The sequence below is a fragment of the Streptomyces griseicoloratus genome, from assembly GCF_014534645.1.
Taxonomy (GTDB): Bacteria; Actinomycetota; Actinomycetes; order Streptomycetales; family Streptomycetaceae; genus Streptomyces; species Streptomyces griseicoloratus.
Window position 1 is genome coordinate 252829 of sequence record NZ_JACVQF010000235.1, and the last position, 23126, is coordinate 275954.

The 23126-nt window shown below is 70.4% G+C and carries 25 protein-coding genes; 9 read left to right on the forward strand and 16 right to left on the reverse strand.

Annotation, left to right across the window (positions count from 1 at the left end; genetic code table 11):
* Positions 1–10: 10 nt before the first annotated feature.
* The 4 genes from H0H10_RS36840 to H0H10_RS36855 form a co-directional block, all read right to left on the reverse strand.
* Complete coding sequence (locus H0H10_RS36840) at positions 11–1018, reverse strand: Acg family FMN-binding oxidoreductase (protein ID WP_309141983.1); 1008 nt, start codon at positions 1016–1018, stop codon at positions 11–13.
* A gap of 166 nt (positions 1019–1184) precedes the next feature.
* Positions 1185–1877 carry an alpha/beta hydrolase gene (locus H0H10_RS36845; RefSeq protein ID WP_188185552.1) on the reverse strand — a complete coding sequence of 231 codons (693 nt, stop codon included), beginning with the start codon at positions 1875–1877 and terminating at the stop codon, positions 1185–1187.
* A gap of 146 nt (positions 1878–2023) precedes the next feature.
* Complete coding sequence (locus tag H0H10_RS36850; RefSeq protein ID WP_188185553.1) at positions 2024–2470, reverse strand: TIGR03618 family F420-dependent PPOX class oxidoreductase; 447 nt, start codon at positions 2468–2470, stop codon at positions 2024–2026.
* A gap of 60 nt (positions 2471–2530) precedes the next feature.
* The gene (locus H0H10_RS36855) at positions 2531–3574 is read right to left on the reverse strand and encodes a zinc-dependent alcohol dehydrogenase family protein (RefSeq protein ID WP_188185554.1); all 1044 of its coding nucleotides are present in this window, start codon (positions 3572–3574) and stop codon (positions 2531–2533) included.
* A gap of 258 nt (positions 3575–3832) precedes the next feature.
* Between H0H10_RS36855 and H0H10_RS36860 the strand changes: the two genes are divergently transcribed.
* The 3 genes from H0H10_RS36860 to H0H10_RS36870 all read left to right on the forward strand — a co-directional run bounded on the left by H0H10_RS36860 (position 3833) and on the right by H0H10_RS36870 (position 6049).
* On the forward strand, positions 3833–4978 hold the full coding sequence (locus H0H10_RS36860) for an SGNH/GDSL hydrolase family protein (protein ID WP_309141984.1): 1146 nt from the start codon (positions 3833–3835) through the stop codon (positions 4976–4978).
* 193 nt (positions 4979–5171) lie between these two features.
* Positions 5172–5630: a hypothetical protein gene (locus tag H0H10_RS36865; protein WP_188185555.1), complete on the forward strand. Its 459-nt coding sequence runs from the start codon at positions 5172–5174 to the stop codon at positions 5628–5630.
* Positions 5627–6049, forward strand: a complete 423-nt coding sequence (locus tag H0H10_RS36870; protein ID WP_188185556.1) for a spore-associated protein A — start codon at positions 5627–5629, stop codon at positions 6047–6049. Before H0H10_RS36865 ends, H0H10_RS36870 begins: the two co-directional genes overlap by 4 nt.
* An 82-nt stretch (positions 6050–6131) precedes the next feature.
* Here the strand turns inward: H0H10_RS36870 and H0H10_RS36875 are convergent, their stop codons facing one another.
* Positions 6132–6731 carry a TetR/AcrR family transcriptional regulator gene (locus H0H10_RS36875; protein ID WP_188185557.1) on the reverse strand — a complete coding sequence of 200 codons (600 nt, stop codon included), beginning with the start codon at positions 6729–6731 and terminating at the stop codon, positions 6132–6134.
* Between the two features lie 123 nt (positions 6732–6854).
* Between H0H10_RS36875 and H0H10_RS36880 the strand changes: the two genes are divergently transcribed.
* Entirely contained in the window at positions 6855–7604 is a 750-nt protein-coding gene (locus H0H10_RS36880; protein WP_188185558.1) for an SDR family NAD(P)-dependent oxidoreductase, read from the forward strand.
* 57 nt (positions 7605–7661) lie between these two features.
* On the forward strand, positions 7662–8411 hold the full coding sequence (locus H0H10_RS36885) for an SDR family oxidoreductase (protein ID WP_188185559.1): 750 nt from the start codon (positions 7662–7664) through the stop codon (positions 8409–8411).
* 21 nt (positions 8412–8432) lie between these two features.
* On the opposite strand, the gene H0H10_RS36890 is transcribed toward H0H10_RS36885, so the two are convergent.
* From H0H10_RS36890 to H0H10_RS36915, 6 genes are all read right to left on the reverse strand, one after another.
* Positions 8433–9410 (reverse strand): formylglycine-generating enzyme family protein, encoded by a 978-nt coding sequence (locus H0H10_RS36890; protein WP_223180965.1) that lies wholly within the window; start codon positions 9408–9410, stop codon positions 8433–8435.
* 63 nt (positions 9411–9473) lie between these two features.
* Complete coding sequence (locus H0H10_RS36895; RefSeq protein WP_223181006.1) at positions 9474–10940, reverse strand: sulfatase family protein; 1467 nt, start codon at positions 10938–10940, stop codon at positions 9474–9476.
* Positions 10941–10996: 56 nt separating this feature from the next.
* Complete coding sequence (locus tag H0H10_RS36900) at positions 10997–11998, reverse strand: aliphatic sulfonate ABC transporter substrate-binding protein (protein ID WP_188185561.1); 1002 nt, start codon at positions 11996–11998, stop codon at positions 10997–10999.
* Between the two features lie 20 nt (positions 11999–12018).
* A complete protein-coding gene (locus H0H10_RS36905; RefSeq protein ID WP_188185562.1) occupies positions 12019–12831 on the reverse strand; it encodes an ABC transporter ATP-binding protein in 813 nt (270 codons plus the stop codon).
* Positions 12828–13655: an ABC transporter permease gene (locus tag H0H10_RS36910; RefSeq protein WP_188185634.1), complete on the reverse strand. Its 828-nt coding sequence runs from the start codon at positions 13653–13655 to the stop codon at positions 12828–12830. The genes H0H10_RS36905 and H0H10_RS36910 overlap by 4 nt, the downstream gene beginning before the upstream one ends.
* Before the next feature lie 28 nt (positions 13656–13683).
* On the reverse strand, positions 13684–14949 hold the full coding sequence (locus H0H10_RS36915) for an ROK family transcriptional regulator (protein WP_188185563.1): 1266 nt from the start codon (positions 14947–14949) through the stop codon (positions 13684–13686).
* A gap of 238 nt (positions 14950–15187) precedes the next feature.
* On the opposite strand from H0H10_RS36915, the gene H0H10_RS36920 reads away from it, so the two are divergent.
* On the forward strand, positions 15188–16531 hold the full coding sequence (locus H0H10_RS36920; RefSeq protein WP_188185564.1) for a family 43 glycosylhydrolase: 1344 nt from the start codon (positions 15188–15190) through the stop codon (positions 16529–16531).
* A gap of 92 nt (positions 16532–16623) precedes the next feature.
* Here H0H10_RS36920 and H0H10_RS36925 read toward each other — a convergent pair whose 3' ends face one another.
* The 4 genes from H0H10_RS36925 to H0H10_RS36940 are packed head-to-tail and all read right to left on the reverse strand — an operon-like array spanning position 16624 to position 20027.
* Entirely contained in the window at positions 16624–17637 is a 1014-nt protein-coding gene (locus H0H10_RS36925) for a DUF2891 domain-containing protein (RefSeq protein WP_188185565.1), read from the reverse strand.
* A complete protein-coding gene (gene pcp, locus H0H10_RS36930) occupies positions 17637–18287 on the reverse strand; it encodes a pyroglutamyl-peptidase I (protein WP_188185566.1) in 651 nt (216 codons plus the stop codon). The genes H0H10_RS36925 and pcp overlap by 1 nt, the downstream gene beginning before the upstream one ends.
* 49 nt (positions 18288–18336) lie before the next feature.
* Positions 18337–19311, reverse strand: a complete 975-nt coding sequence (locus tag H0H10_RS36935) for a DUF979 domain-containing protein (protein WP_188185567.1) — start codon at positions 19309–19311, stop codon at positions 18337–18339.
* On the reverse strand, positions 19308–20027 hold the full coding sequence (locus H0H10_RS36940) for a DUF969 domain-containing protein (protein ID WP_188185568.1): 720 nt from the start codon (positions 20025–20027) through the stop codon (positions 19308–19310). Before H0H10_RS36940 ends, H0H10_RS36935 begins: the two co-directional genes overlap by 4 nt.
* Positions 20028–20245: 218 nt before the next feature.
* On the opposite strand from H0H10_RS36940, the gene H0H10_RS36945 reads away from it, so the two are divergent.
* From H0H10_RS36945 to H0H10_RS36955, 3 genes are read left to right on the forward strand one after another with little or no spacing between them, the layout of a single operon-like run.
* Entirely contained in the window at positions 20246–20998 is a 753-nt protein-coding gene (locus H0H10_RS36945) for a LamB/YcsF family protein (RefSeq protein WP_188185569.1), read from the forward strand.
* Entirely contained in the window at positions 20995–21642 is a 648-nt protein-coding gene (locus tag H0H10_RS36950) for a 5-oxoprolinase subunit B family protein (protein ID WP_188185570.1), read from the forward strand. Before H0H10_RS36945 ends, H0H10_RS36950 begins: the two co-directional genes overlap by 4 nt.
* Entirely contained in the window at positions 21639–22496 is an 858-nt protein-coding gene (locus tag H0H10_RS36955) for a 5-oxoprolinase subunit C family protein (RefSeq protein WP_188185571.1), read from the forward strand. Before H0H10_RS36950 ends, H0H10_RS36955 begins: the two co-directional genes overlap by 4 nt.
* A gap of 14 nt (positions 22497–22510) precedes the next feature.
* Here the strand turns inward: H0H10_RS36955 and H0H10_RS36960 are convergent, their stop codons facing one another.
* Positions 22511–23062 carry a YciI family protein gene (locus H0H10_RS36960; RefSeq protein ID WP_188185572.1) on the reverse strand — a complete coding sequence of 184 codons (552 nt, stop codon included), beginning with the start codon at positions 23060–23062 and terminating at the stop codon, positions 22511–22513.
* Between the last annotated feature and the right edge of the window lie 64 nt (positions 23063–23126).

Consider the following 23126-nt stretch of genomic DNA (forward strand, 5'->3'; position numbering starts at 1 on the left):
GCGTGCTTGCTCACGACTCCGGTGTCCCCTCCTCGATGTCCAGCACCTCACGCACCGGTCGCCGTGGTGTCGCGGGGCCTGGAGGGCCGTATCCGAGTCGCAGCACCATCTGCACATGCCCGGTGCCCGTCATAGGATCACGCAGGGGCCAGCGCAGGTCGGCCCATTCCAGGGCTTGGGTGACGAAGGAGCTGGACAGCCCTTGCAGGGTGGCCAGCAGCAGGACGCGTTCCATCGCCTGTCCCGCGCGCAGCCAGTCCTGTGGGCGGTCGTGGGCCGTGCTGAGCAGGGCGAGGTGGGGGTGCTGCTCGAACTCGGCGGCGGAGCGGCCGGCCACCGGGTGGTCGCCGGCGAAGTCGCGTACCGGGGCCTTCCCACCCAGCTTGTGCGGGCCGAAGGCGTAGTGCGGGACCCCTGCCGTCGCCGTGTCCGCGAACGGGACACCACCATGGGTCCATTGCGCCAGGTCCTCGGCCCTGGCGCGATCGGTGATGTTGCGTGCTTCGGCCTCCTGGGCCAGCTCCAGCACTTCGTCCAGGTGCCACCCTGTCGGACAGGTCAGCGAGGCGCCCTCGGCGTGAGCAGCGTCTGCCAGAGCAGCCAGTACGGCTTCGGGTATCTCCGTCTCCTCGAACGGGAACCGGCTCGTATGCCGCCTGCGTATGGCCGGGTACAGCATGCCGATCTCGCTCCCGCTGCCGCCCAGGGCCGTCAGTCGCACCGAAGCGAGCAGTTCGGTGTCGCGTGAGTCCGGCAGCAGCCGGGTCTGCGGATACCAGCCGCCGTGCACGGCCGCGACTCGCAGGTTCATCAGGGCGGCGCCGCAGCCGATGTGGAGGGCGCGGCCGTGAGGGTCGGTGTGTGTCACGGCTCGTGCGGGGTCCGAGCGCAGATGGAAGGTACGGCCGCCCCGAAAATAGCGGAATCGCCAAGGCTGCGCGTTGTGGAGGGAGGGTGCGGCTGTGGCGTCGTAGACCAGGGCCGCCACCCATTCCTCGTAGAGCGGTTGTGTCGGCACCCTTGCCTCCCCTCCGGAGCCCCATGGCCCCTGGGTGAGCACGTCTGGTGGCTACCCGCACCTCCAGGCTCCCACCGCCCGCCCCGGCGAAGCCATGCGACTGGTGGGCGAGGCCGCTCAGGCGGCCTGCGCCATGCCGATCCCCGGCCGAGGTCCCTGCCGGCGGTCAGGTGACCGCGCCGGCGGCTTCTTCGATGAGGTCGGTCACCGGGCCGGGCTGGGAGGCCAGTGAAGCGTGGCCGGCATCCAGTTCGATGGTCCTGCGGGGGTTCATACGCTGCGCCATGCGGCGCTCGTTGTCCGGATGGATCATGCGGTCGGCGGTGGAGACCTGGTACCAGGAGGGCTTGACCCGCCAGGCCGGAGCGGTGACGTTGTCGCCGAAAGTCGACCCCAGCGGTGCCTTCTGCGTCACCGCCATCACCAGCGCCTCCTCCGCCGACAGGTCCTGGGCGAAGCTCTCGTGGAACTTGTCCTGCTTGATCCACAGGTAGCCGTCGGAGTCGGGGACGATGTTCTCGAAGGCCGCCGGGGGCTTCTCCTGGCTGATCTGCCCGGGGCTCTCGCCGGCGTCCGGGGCGAACGCGGCGATGTAGACGAGTCCGCCGACGTTGGGCAGGTCACCGGCCTCGGTGATGACCGCGCCGCCGTAGGAGTGGCCGACCAGCACCACCGGCCCGTCGATCTGCCGGACCATCTTGCGGGTGCGTTCCGCGTCGTCGGCCAGTGATGTCAGCGGATTCTCGACCGCGTGCAGTGAGCCGAAGCCACGACGGTGGAGCTCGGTGATGACCTTCGCCCAGTGGGCGGCACCGCCCCAGAAACCATGGACCAGGACGATTGCGGGCTTGTCAGCCATGTGACCGTCGCCTTTACTGCGGAGGGGCACCTGCCTTGGTCACTGGACCGCATCTCTGCGGCCCTCGCATGCCGGGCCGACCGTTCAGGTGACCACCGTGAGAGCCGTACTTCTGCGGCAGGGCGCCCGCAGCCCGGCCGTGCCGGTCAGGGAGCAGGGACCGGGCCGCCGGGCCGGAACCGCTCCACCCCGACGATGTGCCGCACCTTGACCGGGCGCACGATCACGGCGACCCGCTGCTCTCCCGGCATGATCCACTCGAAGCGCTCGCTGCCCAGGTACTTGCGGGCCAGCCGGTCCATCCGCTCGTGCGCCTCCTCGCCCTCGATGAAGCGGGTCACCACGCCACTGATCTGTACTCGGTCGAAGGGATCGGTGGAGTCGGCGTGCGAGAGATAGACGCGGGGGTCACGGCGCAGATTCTCCTCCTTCACCCGGCCCACGGAGGTGTTGAACGTCAGCTCCCCCTCGCCCTCCAGGTCCACCCACATCGGGCTGACCTGCGGTGCACCGTCGGCGAACACGGTGCCGACGTACCAGATGTTGGGGGCTTGCAGCCGGGCGCGGACGACTTCGTCGAAGATCGCAGTCATCCCGGGAGGCTACCAACCGTGACCGACGGGATCCACACGCCCGGATGGGCAGCCGTGGGGTCAGGGCCTGATGAGGACCTTCAGGCTCCTGCGGTCGGCCATGTCCTGGTAGCCGGCCGGGACGCCGTCGAGGTCGGTGGTGGTGTCGAAGACCTTCCCCGGCTCGATCCTGCCGTCGAGGATGTCGGGCATCAGCTCCTCGATGTAGGCACGGACCGGCGCGGGTCCACCGGCCAGGCGGATGTTGTGGCGGAACAGGCTGCCGAAGCCGATCGGTGCCTCCTCGTACTGGGGCACTCCGACGCGGCTGATCACGCCGCCGGGGCGGACGACACCGAGGGCCTGCTCGTAGGCGGGCATGTTGCCGACGGCCTCCAGGACCACGTGAGTGCCGTGCCCGCCGGTCAGGTCGCGGACCGCGGCGATGCCCTCCTCGCCCCGGGCCGAGACGACATCGGTGGCGCCGAACTCGCGGCCGAGGCCGGTGCGCGCGTGATGGCGTCCCATGAGGATGATCTGTTCGGCGCCCAGGCGCTTGGCCGAGAGCACGGCCAGCAGGCCGACCGCGCCGTCCCCGATCACGGTCACCCGGGTGCGCTCGTCGACACCGCCCGCGACGGCGGCGTGGTGGCCGGTGCCGAGGACGTCCGAGAGCGTCAGCAGGGAGGGGATGAGGGCCGAGTCGGCGGTAACGGGGAGCTTGACGAGGGTGCCGTCGGCGAGCGGGACGCGGACCGCTTCGGCCTGGCAGCCCTCTTCCGGCTCGGTGTCCCAGAAGTTGGCCTGGGCGTGGGCGCACGAGGTGTGCAGGCCCTCACGGCAGAACTCGCAGGTGTTGTCGGAGATGGCGAAGGGGGCGACGACCAGGTCGCCGGGCTTGACGGTGGTCACCTCGGAGCCGGTGTCCTCGACGATGCCGATGAACTCGTGGCCCATCCGGGCGGGCCCGTCCTCGGGCTTCATCGAGGCGTACGGCCACAGGTCGCTGCCGCAGATGCAGGAGGCGGTGATCCGGACCAGGGCGTCGGTGGGCAGCTTGACGGCGGAGTCGGGGAGGTTCTCGACGCGGACGTCGCCGGCGCCGTACATGAGGGTTGCGCGCATGAGGTGCTCTCCAGTGCGGTGGCTGTGTTCCGGGTGGTGCTGGTCGGCGGGTGATGGGTGAGTGCGCATCCTGGCCGGGGTCAAGCCTGGTCGGCGGAGGCAGCGGCCGCACCTCGGAAGCTCCGGTCCTGCTCCGCGTCGACGTGACGTATGTGGACCTGTGGAGTGAATGATCATCCAGGACCTGGACCGGTGCGGAGCGTAGCTGTTTGAGTACTTTCCGCAAACAGCCATTCGGTCTGTCCCCTGGAGAGCCACGTGTTCCACGCCAAGACGTCCGAACCCGCCTCACGCGACCGGGCAGAAGCCGCCGCCGGCGCCGTACGCGGCGGGGCCTTCGTCCGGAGGGTCGCGCTGGGTGCGCTGGCCGTGCTGACGCTCGCGACCGCCGCTCCGGCCCCGGCGTCAGCGGTGGCAGACCCGGTGCAGTGGGCGGTGCTCGGCGACTCCTACGCGGCCGGCATCTTCGTCGGCCAGCCGAGCCCGCCGCTGGGCAGTGCGGACCGTGACGGCTGTGATCGCACGACGGGCTCGTACCCGCAACTGGTCGCCCGCGCGCTCGCCGCCGACCCGCCTGCGGGCCGGGAGGTGAAGCTGACCGACGTCAGCTGCGGTGGCGCCACCATCGCCGAGATCGCCACGACGGGACAGACCCCCATCAGCCCGCTGCAGCCCCCCGCGGGCGGCTGGCCCAGCCTGGCTCCTCAGGCCGACCGCGCCCAGCTGAGTGCCGGCACCGAGGTGGTCACGATCAGCGTGGGCGGCAACAGCCTGCCCTTCGGCAGGATGCTCGCGTCCTGCCTGCTCGCCGGCGTCGGCCGGCCCGACCAGGCCGCACCCTGCCGGGACGCCTACGAAGCGGGCGGCTCGTCCCTCGACCCCGAGTCGATCCACGACAAGTACGACCGGATCACCCGGGAGTACACCGCCATGCTGCGCGCCGTGCAGCAGAAGGCGCCCAATGCCAAGATCATCACCGTTGGCTACCCCACGGTCGTCCCCGAGGACCCCAGCATCTGCGACCGTCAGGACACCACCGAGCTGGCCGCTCCGATCCAGGGGATCGGAACGGCCTCGGCCACCCACGGGGACATCGCCTGGCTGCACGAGGTGGGCACGCGCCTCAACGAGATCATCCAGGGCGTGACGGAAGCGTCCGGCGGCCAGTATGTCGACACCGCCACCTCCACCGTCGGTCACGACGGGTGCCGGCCCCGGGGGGTGAAGTGGGTGGAAGGGGTCTGCGGGCAGGCGGGCTCCTACTGGCCGGACGCGCTGAGGTTCGGCCTGCTCACCGTGGAGTGCTCCAGCGGCAACCGGGTCACCCTCGTACACCCCAACGCCGGCGGCCACGCCAAGGCCGCCACCCAGGTCGAAGCCGCCATCCGCGCGGCACTGACCTGACCCTCCTGCCGGCGGGTCGCGCGGCGCCGGGCGAATCCGCCGGGTGGTGGCCGGAGGCCGGTGGTGATCCAAGGCCGCACTGAAAGGCTCAAGTGCGGGAACGTCGATGTCCCGAATTCACCTTGTGCCTCTCGTATGGCCAGACCACTCTGATGTGGCTCCGGTCCATCCTTCCCCGCATGAAGGAGATCCAGTGCGTTTCCTTTTCCGAAGATCCGCACGACGAGCGGCGACCGCGGCTGCTTCCCTGGCCCTGTGCACAGGCGGACTGGTCGTAGGAGGTGCGGGCACTGCCGAGGCTGCCGCCATTTGCGCCGGTAACAAGATCGACACTCTGGAGTTCTACTCCGGGTACACCTATCTCTACTACAGCAGCGCGACGGGCATGAACTGCGCCTACACCGTCCCGAAGTCCGGCAGCGGCACACGCCAGTTCATGCATGTGGGCCTCTTCCGGCAGAGTGACGGCGCCGGGGTATGGGACAGTGGGCAATACACCCAGTACGCGGGCCCGGTCTACCTGCATGCCCCTGGCACCTGTGTGTCGTTCAACGGCCAGGTCGCGTCGTGGTCCGGCAACTCCGGTTATGGACACTGCGGTTCCCTGGCCCTCACCACGGTCGGCTTCGCTGCCGAAGGGGCGGACACATGATGAGGAGCGGTTCGCGTATTGCGCAGCGCCTCGGCGTCGTCTTCGGCGCGTTGGCCTTGGCGGGAGCCGGAATGCTGGCTGTCCCCGCGTCCGCTCAGGCTGCTTCCTACAACGGCGTGTGCGGGGCTGGTTACAGCGTCGTCGAATCCGCTGCCATCGGCAATTCCGGCACCCTGTTTCTGACCTGGAACGGATCGGTCGGCAAGAACTGCGCTGTCACGGTGCGCAATGCCCCGGGCCAGGCCCTCTGGATGGAGGCGTGGATCACGCGCACCGCCACTGGAGGCGGCGATGTCGACAACGGCTACTACACCACGTACGCAGGGCCTGTGTACGTCGACGGCCGGAACACCTGCATTGCTTTCGGCGGCACCATCGCCGGCGAGTCCGTAACCCGGGGTCCTGGCCACTGCGGCTGATGACGACCGTCATGTCCCGGACGAGTCAGAGGCCGCTCGCCACCCCCCTCAATCGTGAGGTGTCGGCGGCCATGGTCATCCGTCACGCCCGCAACGCGTCGATCGCGGTGTCGATCGCGGACAGGGCAGCCGCCCTGTCGAGACCTGCCCTCGATACGAGCGAGAGGCCCTGGACGACGTAGAGGAGCAGCTGGGCCTGGGCCTCGGGAGCGGCGCTGTCCGTGACCTCTCCGGTGGACTGGGCGCGGCGGAGTGCGTCGGTGACGAGGTCGGTGAAGCGGCGGTAGGAGTGGGTCACGACCTGCGTGGCTTCGGCGTCGTGGGGGACGAGTTCGGCGCTGGTGTTGCCGACCATGCAGCCGTGCGGTGTGCCCACGTCGGAGATCAGTTCGTCCAGGCGTGCCGGATGGGTGAGGATCTCGCGCAGTGCCGGCAGGAGGGGGGTCGTGTCCAGCGCGGTGATCAGGTGCCGCTCGTACACGTCCCAGTAGAGCCTGACGGCGTCGAGGTAGAAGCGGCGCTTGTCGCCGAAGGTGCCGTAGAGACTGCCGCGTTCGACGGCGAGCGCGTCGACCAGGTCCTGGATCGAGGTCGCCCCGTATCCCCGGGACCAGAACAGCTCGACTGCGCGCGCCAGTGTCTTGTCCTTGTCGAACTCGCGGGGTCGTCCTGTCCGTGCCACGTGGCTGAGACTACAACTTCTTGACTGGGCGTTCAAGAAGTCATAGCTTCCGTCTCGTTAGTTTTTGAACGCTTGCACAGAAGTCGCTCCGGCCGTCATGTGCCGGGCGCGGAGGGCGAAGCCATGCAGTTGGCGGGGAAGACAGCACTCATCACCGGGTCCGGCGCCGTCGGCGGACTCGGGCATGCGACGGCCAGGGTGCTGGCCGCACAGGGAGCCGACCTGGTCCTCACCGGCACCGATCCGGAGCGCGGTGCCGAGGTCGTGGATGAGCTGCTCGCGGGCGGTGACGGGTCCACCGGGACGGTGCGTTTCGTCGCGGCCGACCTGGCCGATCCGGCGGCCGTACACCGGCTGGCCGAGGACGCGGGAGCCGTGGACGTCCTGGTCAACAACGCGGCCGTCATGGCGTTCGGCCCGACCGGCGGGGAGGACATGGTGAGCTACGACGCCGTCTTCGCGGTCAATGTGCGGGCCCCGTTCCTGCTCACCGCGCTGCTCGCGCCGAGAATGGCCGCCAACGGCGGTGGCAGCATCGTCAACGTGAGCTCGACGGCAGCCGGCCTCGGCATGCCGGGGATGGCCGTGTACGGGGCCAGCAAGGCGGCACTCGAATCGCTGACCCGCACCTGGGCGGCGGAGTTCGCTTCCTCGAACGTGCGGGTCAACGCCGTCAGCCCCGGCCCGATGCACACCTCGAAAGTCGTCGCGGCGATGGGCCCGGACATGGGCGGTATGGGCCTGACCACCGCACTCAAGCGCACCTCCGACCCGAGCGAAGTGGCCCACGTGATCGCTTTTCTCGCCGGCGACCGCGCCAGTTATGTGACCGGGGCGATCGTGGCCGCCGACGGTGGCCGGACCGCCATCTGACGGCCGTCACCGTTGTCCCGACCACGCGCCTTGACACCAACCGGGGAAAGGAAGTTCATGGGCCGCCTTGATGGAAAGCACGCACTGATCACCGGAGGGACGAGCGGCATAGGTTTCGAGACCGCCCGCGAGTTCCTCGCCGAGGGAGCGTCGGTCGCGATCACCGGACGGTCGCGCGACAGGCTGGAAGGGGCCGCCCGGCAATTGGGGGGTCCGGTGCTGACCCTCGTCAGCGACGCCGGCGACGTACCCGGCCAGGCGGCGCTCGCCTCGCGGCTGCGGGCGGAGTGGCCGAAGCTCGACATCCTGATGAGCAACGCCGCCGACGTCACGCACCTGCCGATCGAGGAGTGGACCGAGGAGGCGTTCGACAGGCTTCTCGCGGTCAATTTGAAAGCGCCGTTCTTTCTGATCAGAAGCCTGTTGCCGCTTTTCGCACCGCAGTCATCGGTCATTCTCGTCGGTTCGGTCTCCGCCTTCGTCGGACACGAGAACGCGACGGTCTACGGCGCGGCCAAGGCGGGCCTGCTGTCCTACGCTCGCGGGCTGACCTATGAGTTGAAGGAGCGGGGCGTCCGGGTGAACGGGCTCAGCCCGGGGCCTACCGTCACCAATGTGTTCGCGTCGCTCGGGCCCGAGCAGCAAGCGGCGATCTATGAAGAGCTCCGGCGGACCGTGCCCCTCCACCGCCTGGGTACCGCCACCGAGATGGCCAAGGCAGCCGTCTATCTCGCCTCGGACGAGTCCGCCTACACCGCCGGCACCGTACTGCGCGTCGACGGCGGCATCGGGGAGCTCGCCTACTAGGACGTGCCCGGACCGGGACGGTCACTCGGCCGGGCCGTCATTGGCGCAGCGGAAACCGAGGTTCCCGGAGGAGGACTCCGGGGTGTTGGAGGAGCGGGCGGCGACCCGGTAGCGGTTGCAGTAGGAGTCGTGGCACAGGTAGGAGCCGCCGCGCACGACCCGCGTGGTCCCGGTCTCCGGGCCGCGCGGGTCCTCCCGGGGCGACCGGGTGTAGTAGGTGGGCGAGAACCAGTCGGAGCACCACTCCCACACGTTCCCGGCGGTGTTCCACAGGCCGAAGCCGTTGGGGCGGTAGGACCTCACGGGTGCGGTGGTCAGGTGACCGTCCTCGGCGGTGTTGGTGTGCGGGAAGTGGCCCTGCCAGATGTTGCAGCGCCACCGTCCGCCGGGGGTGAGGTCGTCACCCCACGCATAGCGCCGGCCGCTGAGGCCGCCGCGTGCGGCGTACTCCCACTCGGCCTCGGTGGGCAGGCGTTTGCCCGCCCAACGGGCGTAGGCGGTCGCGTCGTTCCAGGAGACGTGGACGACGGGGTGGTTCTGCCGGCCGGTGATGTCGGAGTGGGCCCCTTCGGGGCGTCGCCAGTGGGCGCCTTTGACGTTGATCCACCAGGGAGCTCCGGCCGCCTGGCCGAGGATGTCGGCCGCGGGGGCGGCGACCACCAGGTGGAACACCGCCGAGGAGCCGTAGCGTTCGGCGTCGGTGACGTGACCGGTGGCCTTGACGAAGGCGGCGAACCGGGCGTTGGTGACGGCGGTCTCGTCGATGTGGAACGGTTCGAGGCGCACCGTGTGAACGGGTGTCTCACCGTCGGCGGGGTACCCCTCGTCGAAGGCGTCCCCCATGGCGAACTCCCCGCCCGGCAGGCGTACCTGTCCGCGCGTCGAGCGCTCGGTGGCGGTGTGGACCGGTGCCGGCGGCGCCGCCGTGAGGGGCACGGCGACGGCCTCCGGCGAGCCGGCGACACCAGGGGTGCAGCAGGGGTGGTGATCGCTGGTCATGATGGATGTCCTCGGGGGTGTGCCGGCGCCGCGTCGACCGACCGGCCGCGTGCGAGCGCTGTCCTAGGTTCGGTAGGTCGACTCGTCGAGTCCGCTCAGGGTCGGGTCGTGTCCTACGTGGCCGACGTCGTACATCGACGTCATCCAGTGGTAGAAGTTGTCGCCCCGCTCCCGCAGCACGTCGTACAGACGGCGCGTCATCCGTGCTCTGACGTCCGCCTGTTCGGGGTGGTCGTGGATGTTCTGCAGCTCGTCCGGGTCGGTGAGCAGGTCGTAGAGCTCGTTGACGGAATCGGGGTTGACGACCAGTTTGTACCGGTCGTCGCGCAGCATGCGCTGCGGGTAGGGGAAGTGATGGCCGTGGAACTCGCAGACGACGTCCTCGTCCCAGTCCACCGCCTCGCCGCGTACGAGGGGGAGCAGACTGCGTGAGTCGACCGCGGGTTTCGGGTCGATGCCGGCCAGTTCGAGAATGGTCGCGGTGCAGTCGAGCAGGCTGACGAATTCGGGGCGCACCACGCCGGGCGGCGCGCCCGGGACGCGGAGCAGGCCGGGGGTGCGGTAGATGTCCTCGTACATCGCCGGGCCCTTGTCGTGCAGCCGGTGGGAGCCGGTGAACTCGCCGTGGTCGCAGGTGAAGAACACCGCGGTGTCGTCCACCAGTCCGAGCTGCTCCATGGCCTTCATGACACGGCCGATCTCCATGTCGATCAGCGCCACGTAGCCCCAGTAGACCGCGATGAGCTTGCGGGTGACCTCGATCGGCATGGTGTCGAACGTCCAGTGCGCGCTGTAGTTGCGCTGCACCGGGGGTTTGCCGTGGAAGGTCTCCGCGATGGATCGCGGCAGCTCCACGTCTTTGGGGTCGACGAGGTCGAAGTACTCGTCGGGGAGGATGTAGGGCAGGTGGGGGCCGAAGAAGTGCAGCGCGAGGAAGAACGGCTTCCCGTGCCGGCGGGAGTCCTCGGCGTACTGCTCCAGCTGTTCGATGGCGCGGGTGGCCAGGTAGTGCTCGAAGGTCGCCTCGACCGGTTGATGCAGTCTCGCGGCAAGCAGGTTGCCGGGGCCGCCGTTGGGCAGGGTGCCGCGGATGCGGTCGCTGATCTCGTACGGCGGCAGACCGCGTTCGGCGAGGTAGGCGAGGTAGTCCGGGTGGTCCACCGGGTTGTGCCAGCCGGGCAGGTCCGGGCCGTCGAAGCCGTAGTCGGCCGCGTTCCGGCGGTTGCCGACGTGCCACTTGCCGATGAGCCCGCAGTTGTAGCCGTGCTCCCGCAGGGCCTGGGAGAAGGTGAACTGGTCCTCCGCCAGGTCTTCGAGGTAGCCGACGTTGCGCTCGTGGTTGGCGAGCAGCTTGTGCCGGAAGGGTGCCTGACCGGTCAGCAGGCTGGCCCGGGCGGGGGTGCAGATCGCGGTGGGCGTGTACCAGCGGTCGAAACGGGTGCCGGTGGCGGCGAGCTCGTCGAGGACCGGGGTCCGCGCCAGGCGGTTGCCGTAGGCGCCGAGCGTGTCCGCACGGTGCTGGTCGGTCATGAGGAAGAGGATGTTCTTCCTGGACGTACGGGACTGGCCCGGCGTGCTGGACGGGGTCACTTGCCTGCTCCGATGAAGAGGTCGCCGGTGTAGTAGGTGTTCGGGTCGACGGGCTTCTTCAGCTTTCCCGTGTCGACGAAGTAGTCGTTCATGCCCTTCAGCCAGGTCGCGATGGTCCCGTCCCGGGTCAGCGTGTCGAGCTCTTCGACGCTGAGCAGCTTGTTGTTGGAGGCGTCGGCTTCGACCTGGTCGACGGGGATGCCGAGTTTGCCGGCGGTGAGCCGGACGGCCTCGTCGGTGTGCGCGGACCGGAACGCGATGGCGTCGCGCAGGACGGCGAGGACCTTCTTGACCTTCTCCGGCTGGTCCTCCACCAGCTTGTTGCCGGCGACGAACGCGGTGGGGAAGGCGACGTCGTCCTCGAAGTCGCTGTTCCTGGCCAGCTCTTCCAGGCCGGGAACCTGCTTCTTGATCGTGGCCGCCGCGGGGTACCAGAAGCCCGCCCCGTCGACCTGCTTGGAGGAGACGGCGGAGACGATGGTGGAGGGGTCCATGGGGACGACGTCGAGGTCCTTCTTGGTCATCCCCGCCTGCTTCAGCGCGAGCGAGAGGATCATGTCGCCGGAGGTGCCTTCGGGGACGGCCACGGTCTTCCCCTTCAGCTTCTCCATCGAGTCGATGCCTGGCTGGGCGATGACCCGGTCGGAGTTGCCGAGCGTGTTGATGGCGACGACCTTGGCCTGGCCGGAGGCGGGCAGCCACATCGCGCCCGGCCCTATGTAGCCGAAGTCGAGATTGTCCGTGCCGAGGGCCTGGATCTGCAGCGGCCCGTTGGTGAAGACCTTGCTCTCCGCCGTCAGCCCGTGCTTCTTCCACAGGCCCTTGGCGTCGGCGATGGCGATCAGGCTCGCACCGTTGAAGTCGTTGATGTAGCCGAAGCGCACCTTGTCGCCCGACGCGCCGGAGGACGTTCCGCCGCCGCATGCGGTCAGCAGCGCCATGGCGCACAGGCCGGCGAGGCCGGCGGAGAGGTGTCTGCGGGTGATGGTGGGTGGCATGACGGGCGGTCCCTTCCGGGTCATGTCGTCGAGGAGCTGGAGACGGAAGGGGCGGCGGTGCGGCCTTCCTGGTGGTAGACGGAGTGCCACACACGGTTGCGCAGTGCGGCGAACTCGGGGCTGAGACGGAATTCCTCGTTGCGCTCGATGGCGGGGTCGACCTCGATCACGTCGTAGACACGCCCGGGGCGGGCCGCCATGACGATCACACGGTTCGCCAGGAACACGGCCTCGTCGACGTCGTGCGTGATGAACAGCACCGTGCGCTTGTCCTGGCTCCAGGTCTCCAGCAGCTGTTCCTGGAGTTTGACCCGGGTCAACGCGTCGAGCGCGCCGAACGGTTCGTCCATCAGGAGGATCGAGGGATTGACGGCGTAGGCGCGGGCGATGGCACAGCGCTGGCGCATGCCTCCGGACAGGGTCTTGGGAAGCGCGTCGGCGAAGCGTTCGAGGCCCACGAGCTGGATGAAGTGCTCCGCCCGGCTGCGGCGTTCGCCCTTCGGGACACCGGTCGTCCTGAGACCGAACTCGACGTTCTGGCGCACCGTCAGCCAAGGGAAGAGCGCGTACTGCTGGAAGATCACGCCGCGCTCGGGTCCGGGTCCGGACACGGGGGCGCCGTCCACCAGGGCACGGCCCGCCGTGGGCGTCTCCAGCCCGGCGAGGATGTTCATGAGGGTGCTCTTGCCGCAGCCCGAGGGACCGACGACGGTGACGAACTCGCGGTCCGCGATGTCGAGGGACACGTCGTCGAGAGCGGTGAACGTGTCGCGGCCCAGCGCGAACGTCTTGGTGACGCTCTGCAGGGATATCTTGGCGGGTTTGCTGGTCATCGGCGCTCCTGCCATCCGGTGAGCTTGCGTTCCGCGAGCAGCAGGACGCGGTCCATGAGCAGACCGAGGATCCCGATCGAGATCAGTCCGACGAAGATGGTCGGAAGGTCGTAGTAGAGCTGGGCGTTCTGCATCCGGTAGCCGAGTCCCTGCTGTGCGGCGATGAGCTCGGCGGCGACCAGGGTGGCCCAGGCCGAGCCGAGGCCGACGCGCATGCCGACCAGGATGAACGGGGTGGAGGCGGGCACCACCACACGGGCGAAGATCGTCGCGTCCTTGGCGCCCAGCACCCGGGCGGCGTTGATGAGGGTGCGGTCGACGCTCACCACGCCCTGGAAGGTCGAGATCACGCACGCCAGGAACGCGGCGAGGAAGATGACGAAGATCTTCGGGGTCTCGTCGATCCCCATGACGACCACGGCCAGCGGGATGATGGCCAGCGGCGGAATGGTCCGGAAGAACTGGACCCAGGGTTCGATCAGGCCGCGCAGGAGGCCGTACCAGCCCATGAGGAAGCCGACCGGGACGGCCACGGCCGTGCCGAGGGCGAAGCCGATGAGGACGCGGGTCAGGCTGGCGAGTGCGTCCTGGCCGAGTGTCCCGTCGCCGATCAGTGTCCCGGCCCGGGAAACGACCTCGGGCGGTGTCGGCAGCTTGAAGCCCGCCGCGGCCAGACCCCACCACAGTGCGATGCCCAGCGCGACGGACACGGCGTTCAGGGCCAGCGGAAGCCCGCGCCGGCCGGGCCGCGCACGCTCCGGCGCGGCCTTCGTCTCCTCCGCGGTGCCCGGGCCGGCCGGTTCTCCGGGTGTCTTGTGGGCCATGGGGTGCCGTGGCCGGGCGCCCCGCTTGTCAAGGACGGACATGGGCGGCTCCTTCGGGGGAGGTCGTGCGGGCCCCGGAACCGCCCTTGACGTCGGCGGTTTCGGGATACCTCGCCAGCAGTGGGGAGTTGTGGAAGACCGCGGCGAGAGCGCCGAGGGCCCCGTCGTCGTCCGAGAGCCGGGCGGCTTCGACGACGGGACCGGCGGCCGCGGTCGGGAAGAGGTCGGCGGCGAGGGTGGCTGCGACCTGCTCCACGATGACGGGGGCCAGCCGCGCGATTTCGCCGCCGATGACGACCTTGGAGGGATTGAGGGTCATCGTGGCCGCTCCGACGACACGTCCCAGCGCCCCGGCCGCCTCCCGCAGCACTCTGTCGGCGACGGGATGGGCACGGGCCACGGCGTCCGCCAGGTCGCCCAGGTTCTCCAGGCGCAGGCCGAACTCCCAGCAGGCCGCGAGGATCGCGGGGACCGACGCCACGGTCTCCAGACAGCCGCGCTTTCCGCACCGGCACGGCCGGCCGGCCGGTTCGACGGTCACGTGTCCGAGCTCGCCGGCCAGCCCGGCAGAGCCGGTGACCAGGTGACCGCCGACGACGAGTCCGCCGCCGACGCCGTCCGACAGCCGTACGTACACCAGGTCGGCGACGCTGTCGGCGCCGCTGATCGCCTCGGCGAGAGCGGCCAGCCGCGTGTTGTTGTCGACGATCACCGGCGCGTCGAAGCGTTCCGCGAACGCGACGTCGACGCCCTCCGGGGCCGGGCGGAGCACCGTGCCCAGGGGAGAGGTGCGGGGCCGGGCCGTTCCCTCCGGCGCCGGGTAGGGCCCCGGTACGCCGATACCGATGCCCTGCAGTGCTCCGTAGTGGACACCGGCTTCGGCGGTCAGCCGCTCCACCAGGGTGAGGGCGAGTTCGGTCCGCTTCTGCCAGGACGTCGTGTCGTCGTAGCGGGTCGCGCCGGAGGCCATGATCTCGTGCGAGGCGTCGGCGACGACGACATGGACGCGTCGATGGCCGAAGTCGACGCCCATGAACTGGGCCGACGCGGGGTCGAGTGCCAGCCGCTCGGCCGGCCGGCCACTGCCCTCGCGCCTGGACGCGTCGGTGTCCACGACCACGATGGCGCCTCGTTGCAGGAGGCTCCCGGTGATCTCGGAGAGGGTCGTGCGGGACAGGCCCACGACCCGGGCTATCTCACCGCGGCTCATGGCGCCGTTCTCCTGCAGCGCGCGCAGGACGCGTTCCTCATGGGTCCGCCTGACCAGTGCGTGCACTCCGCTGGGCATCTGCATGCCGGTCAAGGTAGGGAGGCCGAGTTATTCCGTCAACACTCCGACAGAAAGCTGAAACGAATCGTTCATAAGATCTGGTCGCCGATGCCCTTGCACGCCTTGGGCAGGGGATTATTCGTCCGAGGTGTTGACGTAAATGTGCGGGCGTTCGCATGCTGTGCGCCATACCCCCGCCACGCAGCTCGCCCTGAGCTGCTCCTTGGGTTCCGTGCGGGGATGACGAAGGAGAACGCGACTGATGGCCGATGCCCAGAAACGTGTGCGCCGACGCTCCCTGCTGGCCGGTGCCGCCGGCGTGGGGGCGGCAGCAGCCCTTCCGACGACTTCCGCTCACGCGGCAGCACCGGCGCAGTCACCGGCCGCGTCGGAGCGGCGTCAGCCGGCGAACTGGCCCGACCCGGAGCCCTACGGTGTCGCCGACACCCGGCTGGACCTGTGGCCGCGGGAGGACAACTCCTTCGTGCTCCCGCTGGAGCTGCGCCCCCGGGACGAGGAGCTCGGCCGTGTGTGGATGCGGGACACCTACGTCAACTGCTTCGTCGTCGACGGCCGTCCCGTCTACGTGGCCACGGGCACCACCCGTGTGCCCGGACTGGAAGCGGCCGGCCCCTGGAACGACGGGATCTTCGTCTGGGTGGCGCCCTCGCTGGAGGGGCCGTGGAGACTCGCCGACACGACCGGGATACGGCCGGACGCCGAGAAGGGCAAGGTGTGGTCGCCCGAGTTCGTCGGGGAGAACCGGCCCGGCCGGACGGTCGTCGCGCCCTGGCAGGAGTACTGGCACGACGACCGGTTCGGCAAGCGGGGCAACGTGTGGGCGTCCGAGGTGCACCACTTCAAGGGACGCTGGTACATCGTCGCGTGCATGGGCGACCACTCCCGCAAGGTCGGCTCGTTCATGCTCGTCAGCGAGGGCGGCGTCGAGGGCCCGTACCGGCTGATCGAGGGGAACCTGGAGAAGCCCTTCGGTGACTCGTTCATCGGAGGGCCGAGTTTCATCGAGCCCGGCGCCTACCACCACATCGACGGCAGCTTCTACAGCGAGGGCGACGACGCCTGGCTCGTGCTGCACAACGACCTGTACGCCGAGTTCCGGGACGACATGGAGGACATCGTCACGACGACCAACCTCCCGGAGTTCCGGCAGACGCCCTACTCCCCAGAGCCGTATCTCGAGGGCGCGTACGTGTTCCAGTACAAGGGCAAGTACTACCTGGTCCACGCCGCGTGGGACCGGACGTCGGTCGATGCCTACGGGAGCACACGCAACGCCTACGATCCGCCCGGCACGGGCCGTGTGCAGTACCAGTACGACGCGATCGTCGCCGTCTCCGACAGCTTCGAGGGCCCTTACTCCGAGCGGTGGACCGCGGGGGTGGGCGCGGGACACAACAACTTCTTCGAGGACCACAAGGGCGGCCTGTGGGCGACGTTCTTCCGCAACCCGGCCCAGGGCTACTGGAAGCACCCGGAGCGCGTCGCCGATGCCGCCGTGCCCGGTGTCGTGCGGCTGGAGTGGACCGGCCGGAAGGACGGCCGCCTGTACGTCAAGCGCCGCAACACCGGTCACTCGGGCGGCTGACCGCTCCTCGCCGCGCTGCCTGAGCGGCGGTCACGCGGGCTGCCAGGGGACCGGTTCCCCTGGCAGCCCGGGGCCGATCGGGTCGCACCGGTTCAGCGGCAGCCCAGGGGAGCGAGGGCCAGGGCGGCGAAGGTCGCCAGCCAGTGGTCGGTGGTGAAGTCGCCGCGTTCCACCGCCGGCAGGCCCGCCGAGAGGTGTGCCTCGGCCGCCGCGCCCAGACGACTGCGGACCGCTCCCTCCGGCAGGGCGTCCGCGAGGGAGCGCAACGCGGCCGCTCTGCTGAGGGCCAGGCCGAGCAGGTGCCCGATCTGCGGGTCGGCGTGGTCGGAGACGAGCGGGACGTCCAGCAGCGGGCAGGGCGCGCCGGAGCGCAGCGCGGGCAGGAAACGGTCCAGCCACGACGCGAACTCCTCCCCGGGCAGCACCCTGCGCATCGCGTCGGCCTCGCTCAGGGCCGGGGACAGGAAGTCCTGGCCCGACGGTTCCCAGTGCGCGGGCGCGTCGTGGTCGTCGGCGAACCAGGCCAGCAGACGTTCCCGTACGGCCCGGTCGGTCGCGGGTGACAGCTCTCCGGAGTCGAGCGCGAGGCCCAGCGCGAAGGCGCTGTTGGGGTGGTTGCCGTGGCGCACGGGGTAGGTGGCCTTCGGCAGCCAGTCGGCCAGCAGCCGGTCGACGACGGCGACGGCCGGCGCCAGGGCCTCGGTCCAGCGGGCGCCCGCCGCCCCTCCGTACGCCCGGCACTCGGCGGCGAGCGCGAGGAGCCAGGCCCAGCCGTAGGGGCGCTCGAAGGAGGGGTGCTCGCGGAGGTAGGCGGCTTCGGCGGCGAGGTTTCCGGGGGTGAGGTGCCGGTCGAGCACGTCGACGGCGGGACCGGTGTCCGGCAGCGCGGGGGTCCCCTCGTGGTGCCGGAGCAGACGGACGAGCAGCCAGTGCATGTGGACCGAGGAGTGCCAGTCGTAGGCGCCGTAGAAGGCCGGGTGCAGGGTGCTGGGACCGAGCGGCTCGTCGGAGGACGTGATCAGGTGGGCGGGGAAGTTCGGGTACTCACGGGTGATGTTGGTGAGGGCGATCCGGGCGAAGTCGGTCGCGTACGTGCTGAGCGGCATCAGTGGGTGGCTCCCTCGGTGACCTTGAGGTCCCGTTCGGCCGGTGTGCGGGCGGCGGTGGTCAGCAGGGCGCGCAGGCCGTGGGCGACGGTGGCGGGCGGCAGGGACGGAGCCCGGCCGTCGGTGACCTGTTCCGGGGCCCAGGGCACGTGCACGAAACCGCCCCGTATGTGCGGGAACTCGGTGGCGATGAGATGGCCGAGGCCGTACGCCACGTGGTTGCAGACGAAGGTGCCGGCCGTGTGGGAGACGGCGGCCGGGACACCGGCCTCGCGCATCGAGGCGACGCAGGCCTTGACGGGGAGGGTGGAGAAGTAGGCGGCGGGGCCGTCCGGAACCACCGGTTCGTCGATGGGCTGCCGGCCCTTGTTGTCGGGGATGCGGGCGTCGTCGAGGTTGATGCCGACGCGTTCGACGGTCACGCCGGGGCGACCGCCCGCCTGGCCCAGGCAGAGCACCAGGTCGGGGGCGGTCGTGCGGACGGCGTCGCGCAGGGCGTCGAGGGACTCGCCGAACACGCAGGGCAGTTCGGTGGCGGTGACCGTGAGCCCGGCGGGCGGTTCGGCGGCCACCAGGGACGCCGCCTGCCAGGACGGGTTCACGCGCTCGCCGCCGAAGGGGGCGAAGCCGGTGATGAGGACGCGGGTCAAGGCACTTCCTTAGGGAGTGGGTCGGGCCGGGAGGCCGGGGCGCGGAGGCTCAGAAGGCGAAGACCGCCATGATCACGGTGCAGCAGACGAGCAGCGCGAGCCCCGTCGGCAGCTGGGCCTTGATCGGTCCGTACTGGTCCTTCAGCTCCAGCAGGGTGGCCGGGACGATGTTGAAGTTGGCGGCCATCGGCGTGCAGAGCGTGCCGGCGAAGCCGGCCAGCATGCCGATCGCGAGGACGGCGGGCTCGTTGCCGTGCATCTGCTGGATGAGCACGGGCCAGCCGATGGCCGCGGTCATCACGGGGAAGGCGGCGAAGGCGTTGCCCATGATGACGGTGAACAGGAACATGCCGACGCAGTACGCGATCACCGCGAGGTACTTGGAGTCGTCCGGCAGGACGTCGTTGACGATGTCGCCGACCTGGGTGCCGACTCCGGCCGCGGCGAAGATCGAGCCGAGCACGGCCAGGAGCTGGGGCAGCAGCAGGGCGGAGCCCATGGCCTCCAGCATGGAGCGGCCGGCGTGGACCGGGACGGAGGGCTTCTTCTCGCCGGTGACCAGCATGCCGACGACGAGCGCGACGACACAGCCGAGGCCGAGCCCGAGGAGCGTGGCCTTGCCCGACTCGAACAGTCCGGACTCGTCCAGCACGGAGGCGCAGACGATGGCGACGAGCGGGATCGTCAGGGCGGGAACGAAGATCTTGTTGCCGAGCCGGGCCGCGGAGGCCTCCCGCTGCTCGCCGGTGGTGGTGACCGGGACGCCCTTGCCGAGGAAGTTGAACCCGGCGAGCACGATCAGCGCGAGCACCGCGACGCCGAGCGGTTCGGCGGGCAGGGTCCAGCCGCCGTTGCCGGCCGTGGCGTTGGCGACGCCGGTGCCGTAGGGGAAGGTGAGCCCGAGCAGGCCCCAGAAGGCGGCGGACGTCCATCGCCTTGGGTTGCTGCGGTCGGCGGCCATCTGCACGGCCATGACGACGAAGACGAGGCCTATCAGCCAGTAGAGCCATTCGACCTTGATCACTTGTCGGCCCCCTCGGGAAGCGGAAGGTCGTGCTCGGCGGCGGCGAGCGCCATCTCGCGCTCCAGTTGCTTGTCCAGGAGCAGCAGCCGGGCGCCGTGGATGAGGAAGGCGCAGACGGCGAGCGGGATCGCCCACAGGGCCAGCTGGGTCGGTTCGACGTCCTGCTGGTAGGTGGAGTTCACAAAACCGGTGATCAGCAGGATGGAGCCGATCGCGATGAAGCAGTCCTCACCGAAGAAGACGCCCACGGTGTCGGCCGAGGCGGAGTAGGAGCGCACCTTCTCCCGCAGACGGTCGGGCAGCCTGGCGCCCGTGGAGCGCTCGGCGGCGGCCTCCGCCATGGGCGCCACCAGCGGCCGTACGGTCTGCGCCGGGCCGCCGATGCTGTTCAGGCCGAAGGCCGCGGTGACCTGCCTGACCAGCAGGTAGACGGTGAGGAAGCGGCCGGCGCTGAGCCTGCCCAGACGGCCGATGAGGTTGCGGGCCTGTTCGCGCAGGCCGTAGCGCTCCAGCAGGCCGATCACCGGGAGCACGATGGCGTAGACGGTGACCGAGCGGCTGTCGGCGAAGGACCTGCCGAAGGCCGCGAGGACCTCCAGCGGGTTCATCTTGCCGAGCAGTCCGGTGACGATACCGGCGACGCCCACCACGAGGACGGGATTGCGGCGCGTGACGAATCCGAGGATCACCACGACCACACCGAGCAGAACGATCATTCGGTGGCCTTCTTCAGGCATTGGGGGCAGGGCACGGACCCGGGAGGTTCGGAGCCGGAGCTTGGCGGTCCTCGGACCGTGACCCCGGATACGTGGCAGATGCACGGACCCTAGACGATCGTTGAACGATCTAACAAGAGGTGACTTTCGTGCCGGTCGTGACGTTCCCACTCGGTCAACTCTTGTGGGATCGTTCAACGATCCATTACGTTCGGAGCGTGATCGACCTCAACGCAGACCTCGGTGAAGGCTTCGGCCGCTGGACCCTCACCGACGACGACGCCCTGCTCTCCGTCGTCACCAGCGCCAACGTCGCCTGCGGTTTCCACGCGGGCGACCCCTCGGTGATGCGGCGCGTCTGCGACCTCGCCGCGGAGCGCGGGGTAAGGATCGGGGCCCAGGTGTCCTACCGCGACCTGGCAGGCTTCGGACGGCGCACGATGGACGTGCCCGCCGACGAACTCGCGGCCGAGGTCGCGTACCAGATCGGCGCACTCAGGGTCTTCGCCGAGGCCGCCGGGACCGAGGTGGCCTACGTCAAACCGCACGGCGCGCTCTACAACCGCACCGTCCACGACGTCGTGCAGGCCCGCGCCGTGGTGGCGGGCGTGCAACTCGCGGGTGGCAGCCTGCCCGTGCTCGGCCTGCCCGGGTCGCGGCTGCTCGCCGCCGCCGGGGACGCCGGGCTCACCGGCGTACCCGAGGCCTTCGCCGACCGCGCCTACACCGCCGAGGGCACACTCGTCCCGCGTCGCGAACCTGACTCCGTGGTGACGGACGAGGACGCGGTGGTACGGCGGGCGCTGGCCTTCGCGGTGGACGGCGCGGTCGAGGCGGTCGACGGTGCGACGGTCACGGTCGCCGCCCGTTCCCTGTGCGTGCACGGCGACACCCCGGGCGCCGCGCGGATCGCCGCCCGGGTGCGCGAGGCACTGGAGGCGGCCGGAGTCGAGGTCGGGGCGTTCTCATGACGTCCCACCCGCGGCTCACGGCCCGCCCCGCCGGACGGCACGCACTTCTCGTCGAACTGCCCGACGCCGAACGCACCGCGGCCTTCCACGCCGAACTGCTGCGCCGGCGCGCGGTGGGGACACTGCCGCCGGTGCGGGAGATCGTGCCCGGAGCGCGCACCGTGCTCCTGGACGGGGTGCGGGACCCGGAGGCCCTGGCCCGCCGGCTCGCCGACTGGGAGATCGCGCCGCGGGCCGCGGACGACGGGGACGTCGTGGAGATCTCCGTGCGCTACGACGGACCGGACCTGGCCGACGTGGCGGCCCTGTGGGGAGTCGGCAGGGAAGAGGTCGCCGGCCTCCATTCCTCCCGTACCTACCGTGTGGCGTTCTGCGGCTTCGCACCGGGCTTCGGCTATCTCACCGGCCTGCCCGCGGAACTGCACGTACCCCGCCGGGCCACCCCCCGCACCCGGGTACCGGCCGGAGCGGTCGGGCTCGCCGGTCCCTACAGCGCGGTCTACCCCCGCTCCACCCCCGGCGGCTGGCAGCTGATCGGCACCATGCCGGACCCGGGTCGCCTGTGGGACCCCATGAGAGAAGCGGCGGCGCTCCTCACGCCGGGGACACGGGTGCGCTTCGTGCCGACGGAGGATGCGGCATGACCGCCAAACTCACGACCGTGCGCGCCGGCGCCCTCACCACGGTGCAGGACTCGGGCCGGTACGGCCATGCCCACCTGGGAGTTCCCCGCTCCGGCGCCCTGGACGCGTTCGCGATGCGGCTCGCCAACCGGCTGCTCGGCAACGACCCCGACACCGCCGTCCTGGAGACCACCCTGACCGGCTGCGCCCTGCAGCCCGACCGAGCCGTCACCGTCGTGGTCGGCGGTGCGCCCTGCCCCGTGGCGGTGGACGGGCGGCCGGTGGCCTGGGGCACACCGGTGGGGGTGCCGGCGGGCGCCGTCCTGGACGTGGGGGCGGTGACCGCGGGCGTGCGCTCGTACGTGGCGGTCGCCGGAGGCATCGCCGTCGAACCGGTCCTGGGCAGCCGCTCCACGGACCTGCTCTCCGGGCTCGGCCCGTCAGCCCTGCGCGACGGGGACGTCCTCCCGGTCGGCACCCCCGCACGGCAGGTGGCGACGCCCGTCGCCGCCCCCTGGCAGGGGCCGCCCACAGAACTGATCCTTCCGGTACGTCCCGGCCCCCGCGCCGACTGGTTCACCCCGGCCGCACTGCACACGTTCACCTCGGCGACGTACCGGGTCTCCGCGCACAGCAACCGCATCGGCCTGCGCACCGAGGGACCACCGCTGGAACGGGCGTGGACGGGCGAACTCCCCAGCGAGGGCATGGTCCTCGGCGCCGTCCAGGTCCCGCCGGACGGACGTCCCGTGGTCTTCCTGCACGATCATCCGACGACAGGCGGCTACCCGGTGATCGCGGTCGTCGCCGAACCCGCCCTGGCCGCGGCGGCGCAGGCGGCGGCCGGGACCCCGGTGCGGTTCACACTCGGCTGACGTACATCAGCCGGTCATGACGGCCGCCCGCCGAACTGCCAGTTGTGCACCTCGATGTCGGCGTATCGGTCCGCGGTCAGGACGGCGCGTGCCGTGTCCTGGTCCGGCGCCCGGAGCAACACCGCCGTGCCCAGCCAGGTGGCGCCGTCGTCGGACAACAGCGGTCCGTAGGCGATCAGTTCGTCCCGGTCGGGCGGCACCGCCAGGTCGGCGGCCTGCCCCCCGCCGAGGCCGAGCACCAGATACCGGTTGCCGCCGGTCCGGCCGCCGGGGAAGTCCCACATGGTGCGCCCCAGCATGTTGCGCCACCGCCGCAGCAGCACGTCCCGGTAGCCGCCGGCCTGGTAGTTCGGCTCGTCGAAGGCGAACGCACGGGCAGCGGCGGGATCGGGCAGGTCGACGATGTGCACACTGCCGGTGGGCGTGTCGCCGTCGTCGGCGAGGGTCGGGCCCCGGGCGATCATCTCCTTCGCGTACCGGTCCATGTAGGACCAATGCTCTTCCCCGAGTTGTTCGCGCAGCGGCAGAGAGCCGGGCCGGTCGCGGTGGTAGCAGAAGAACTCCATGGCCCTAGGGTCTCAAGGAGGCGGGCCGCTTCCCGCACCCCCCGGCGAGTCGGTTCCCTGCCCT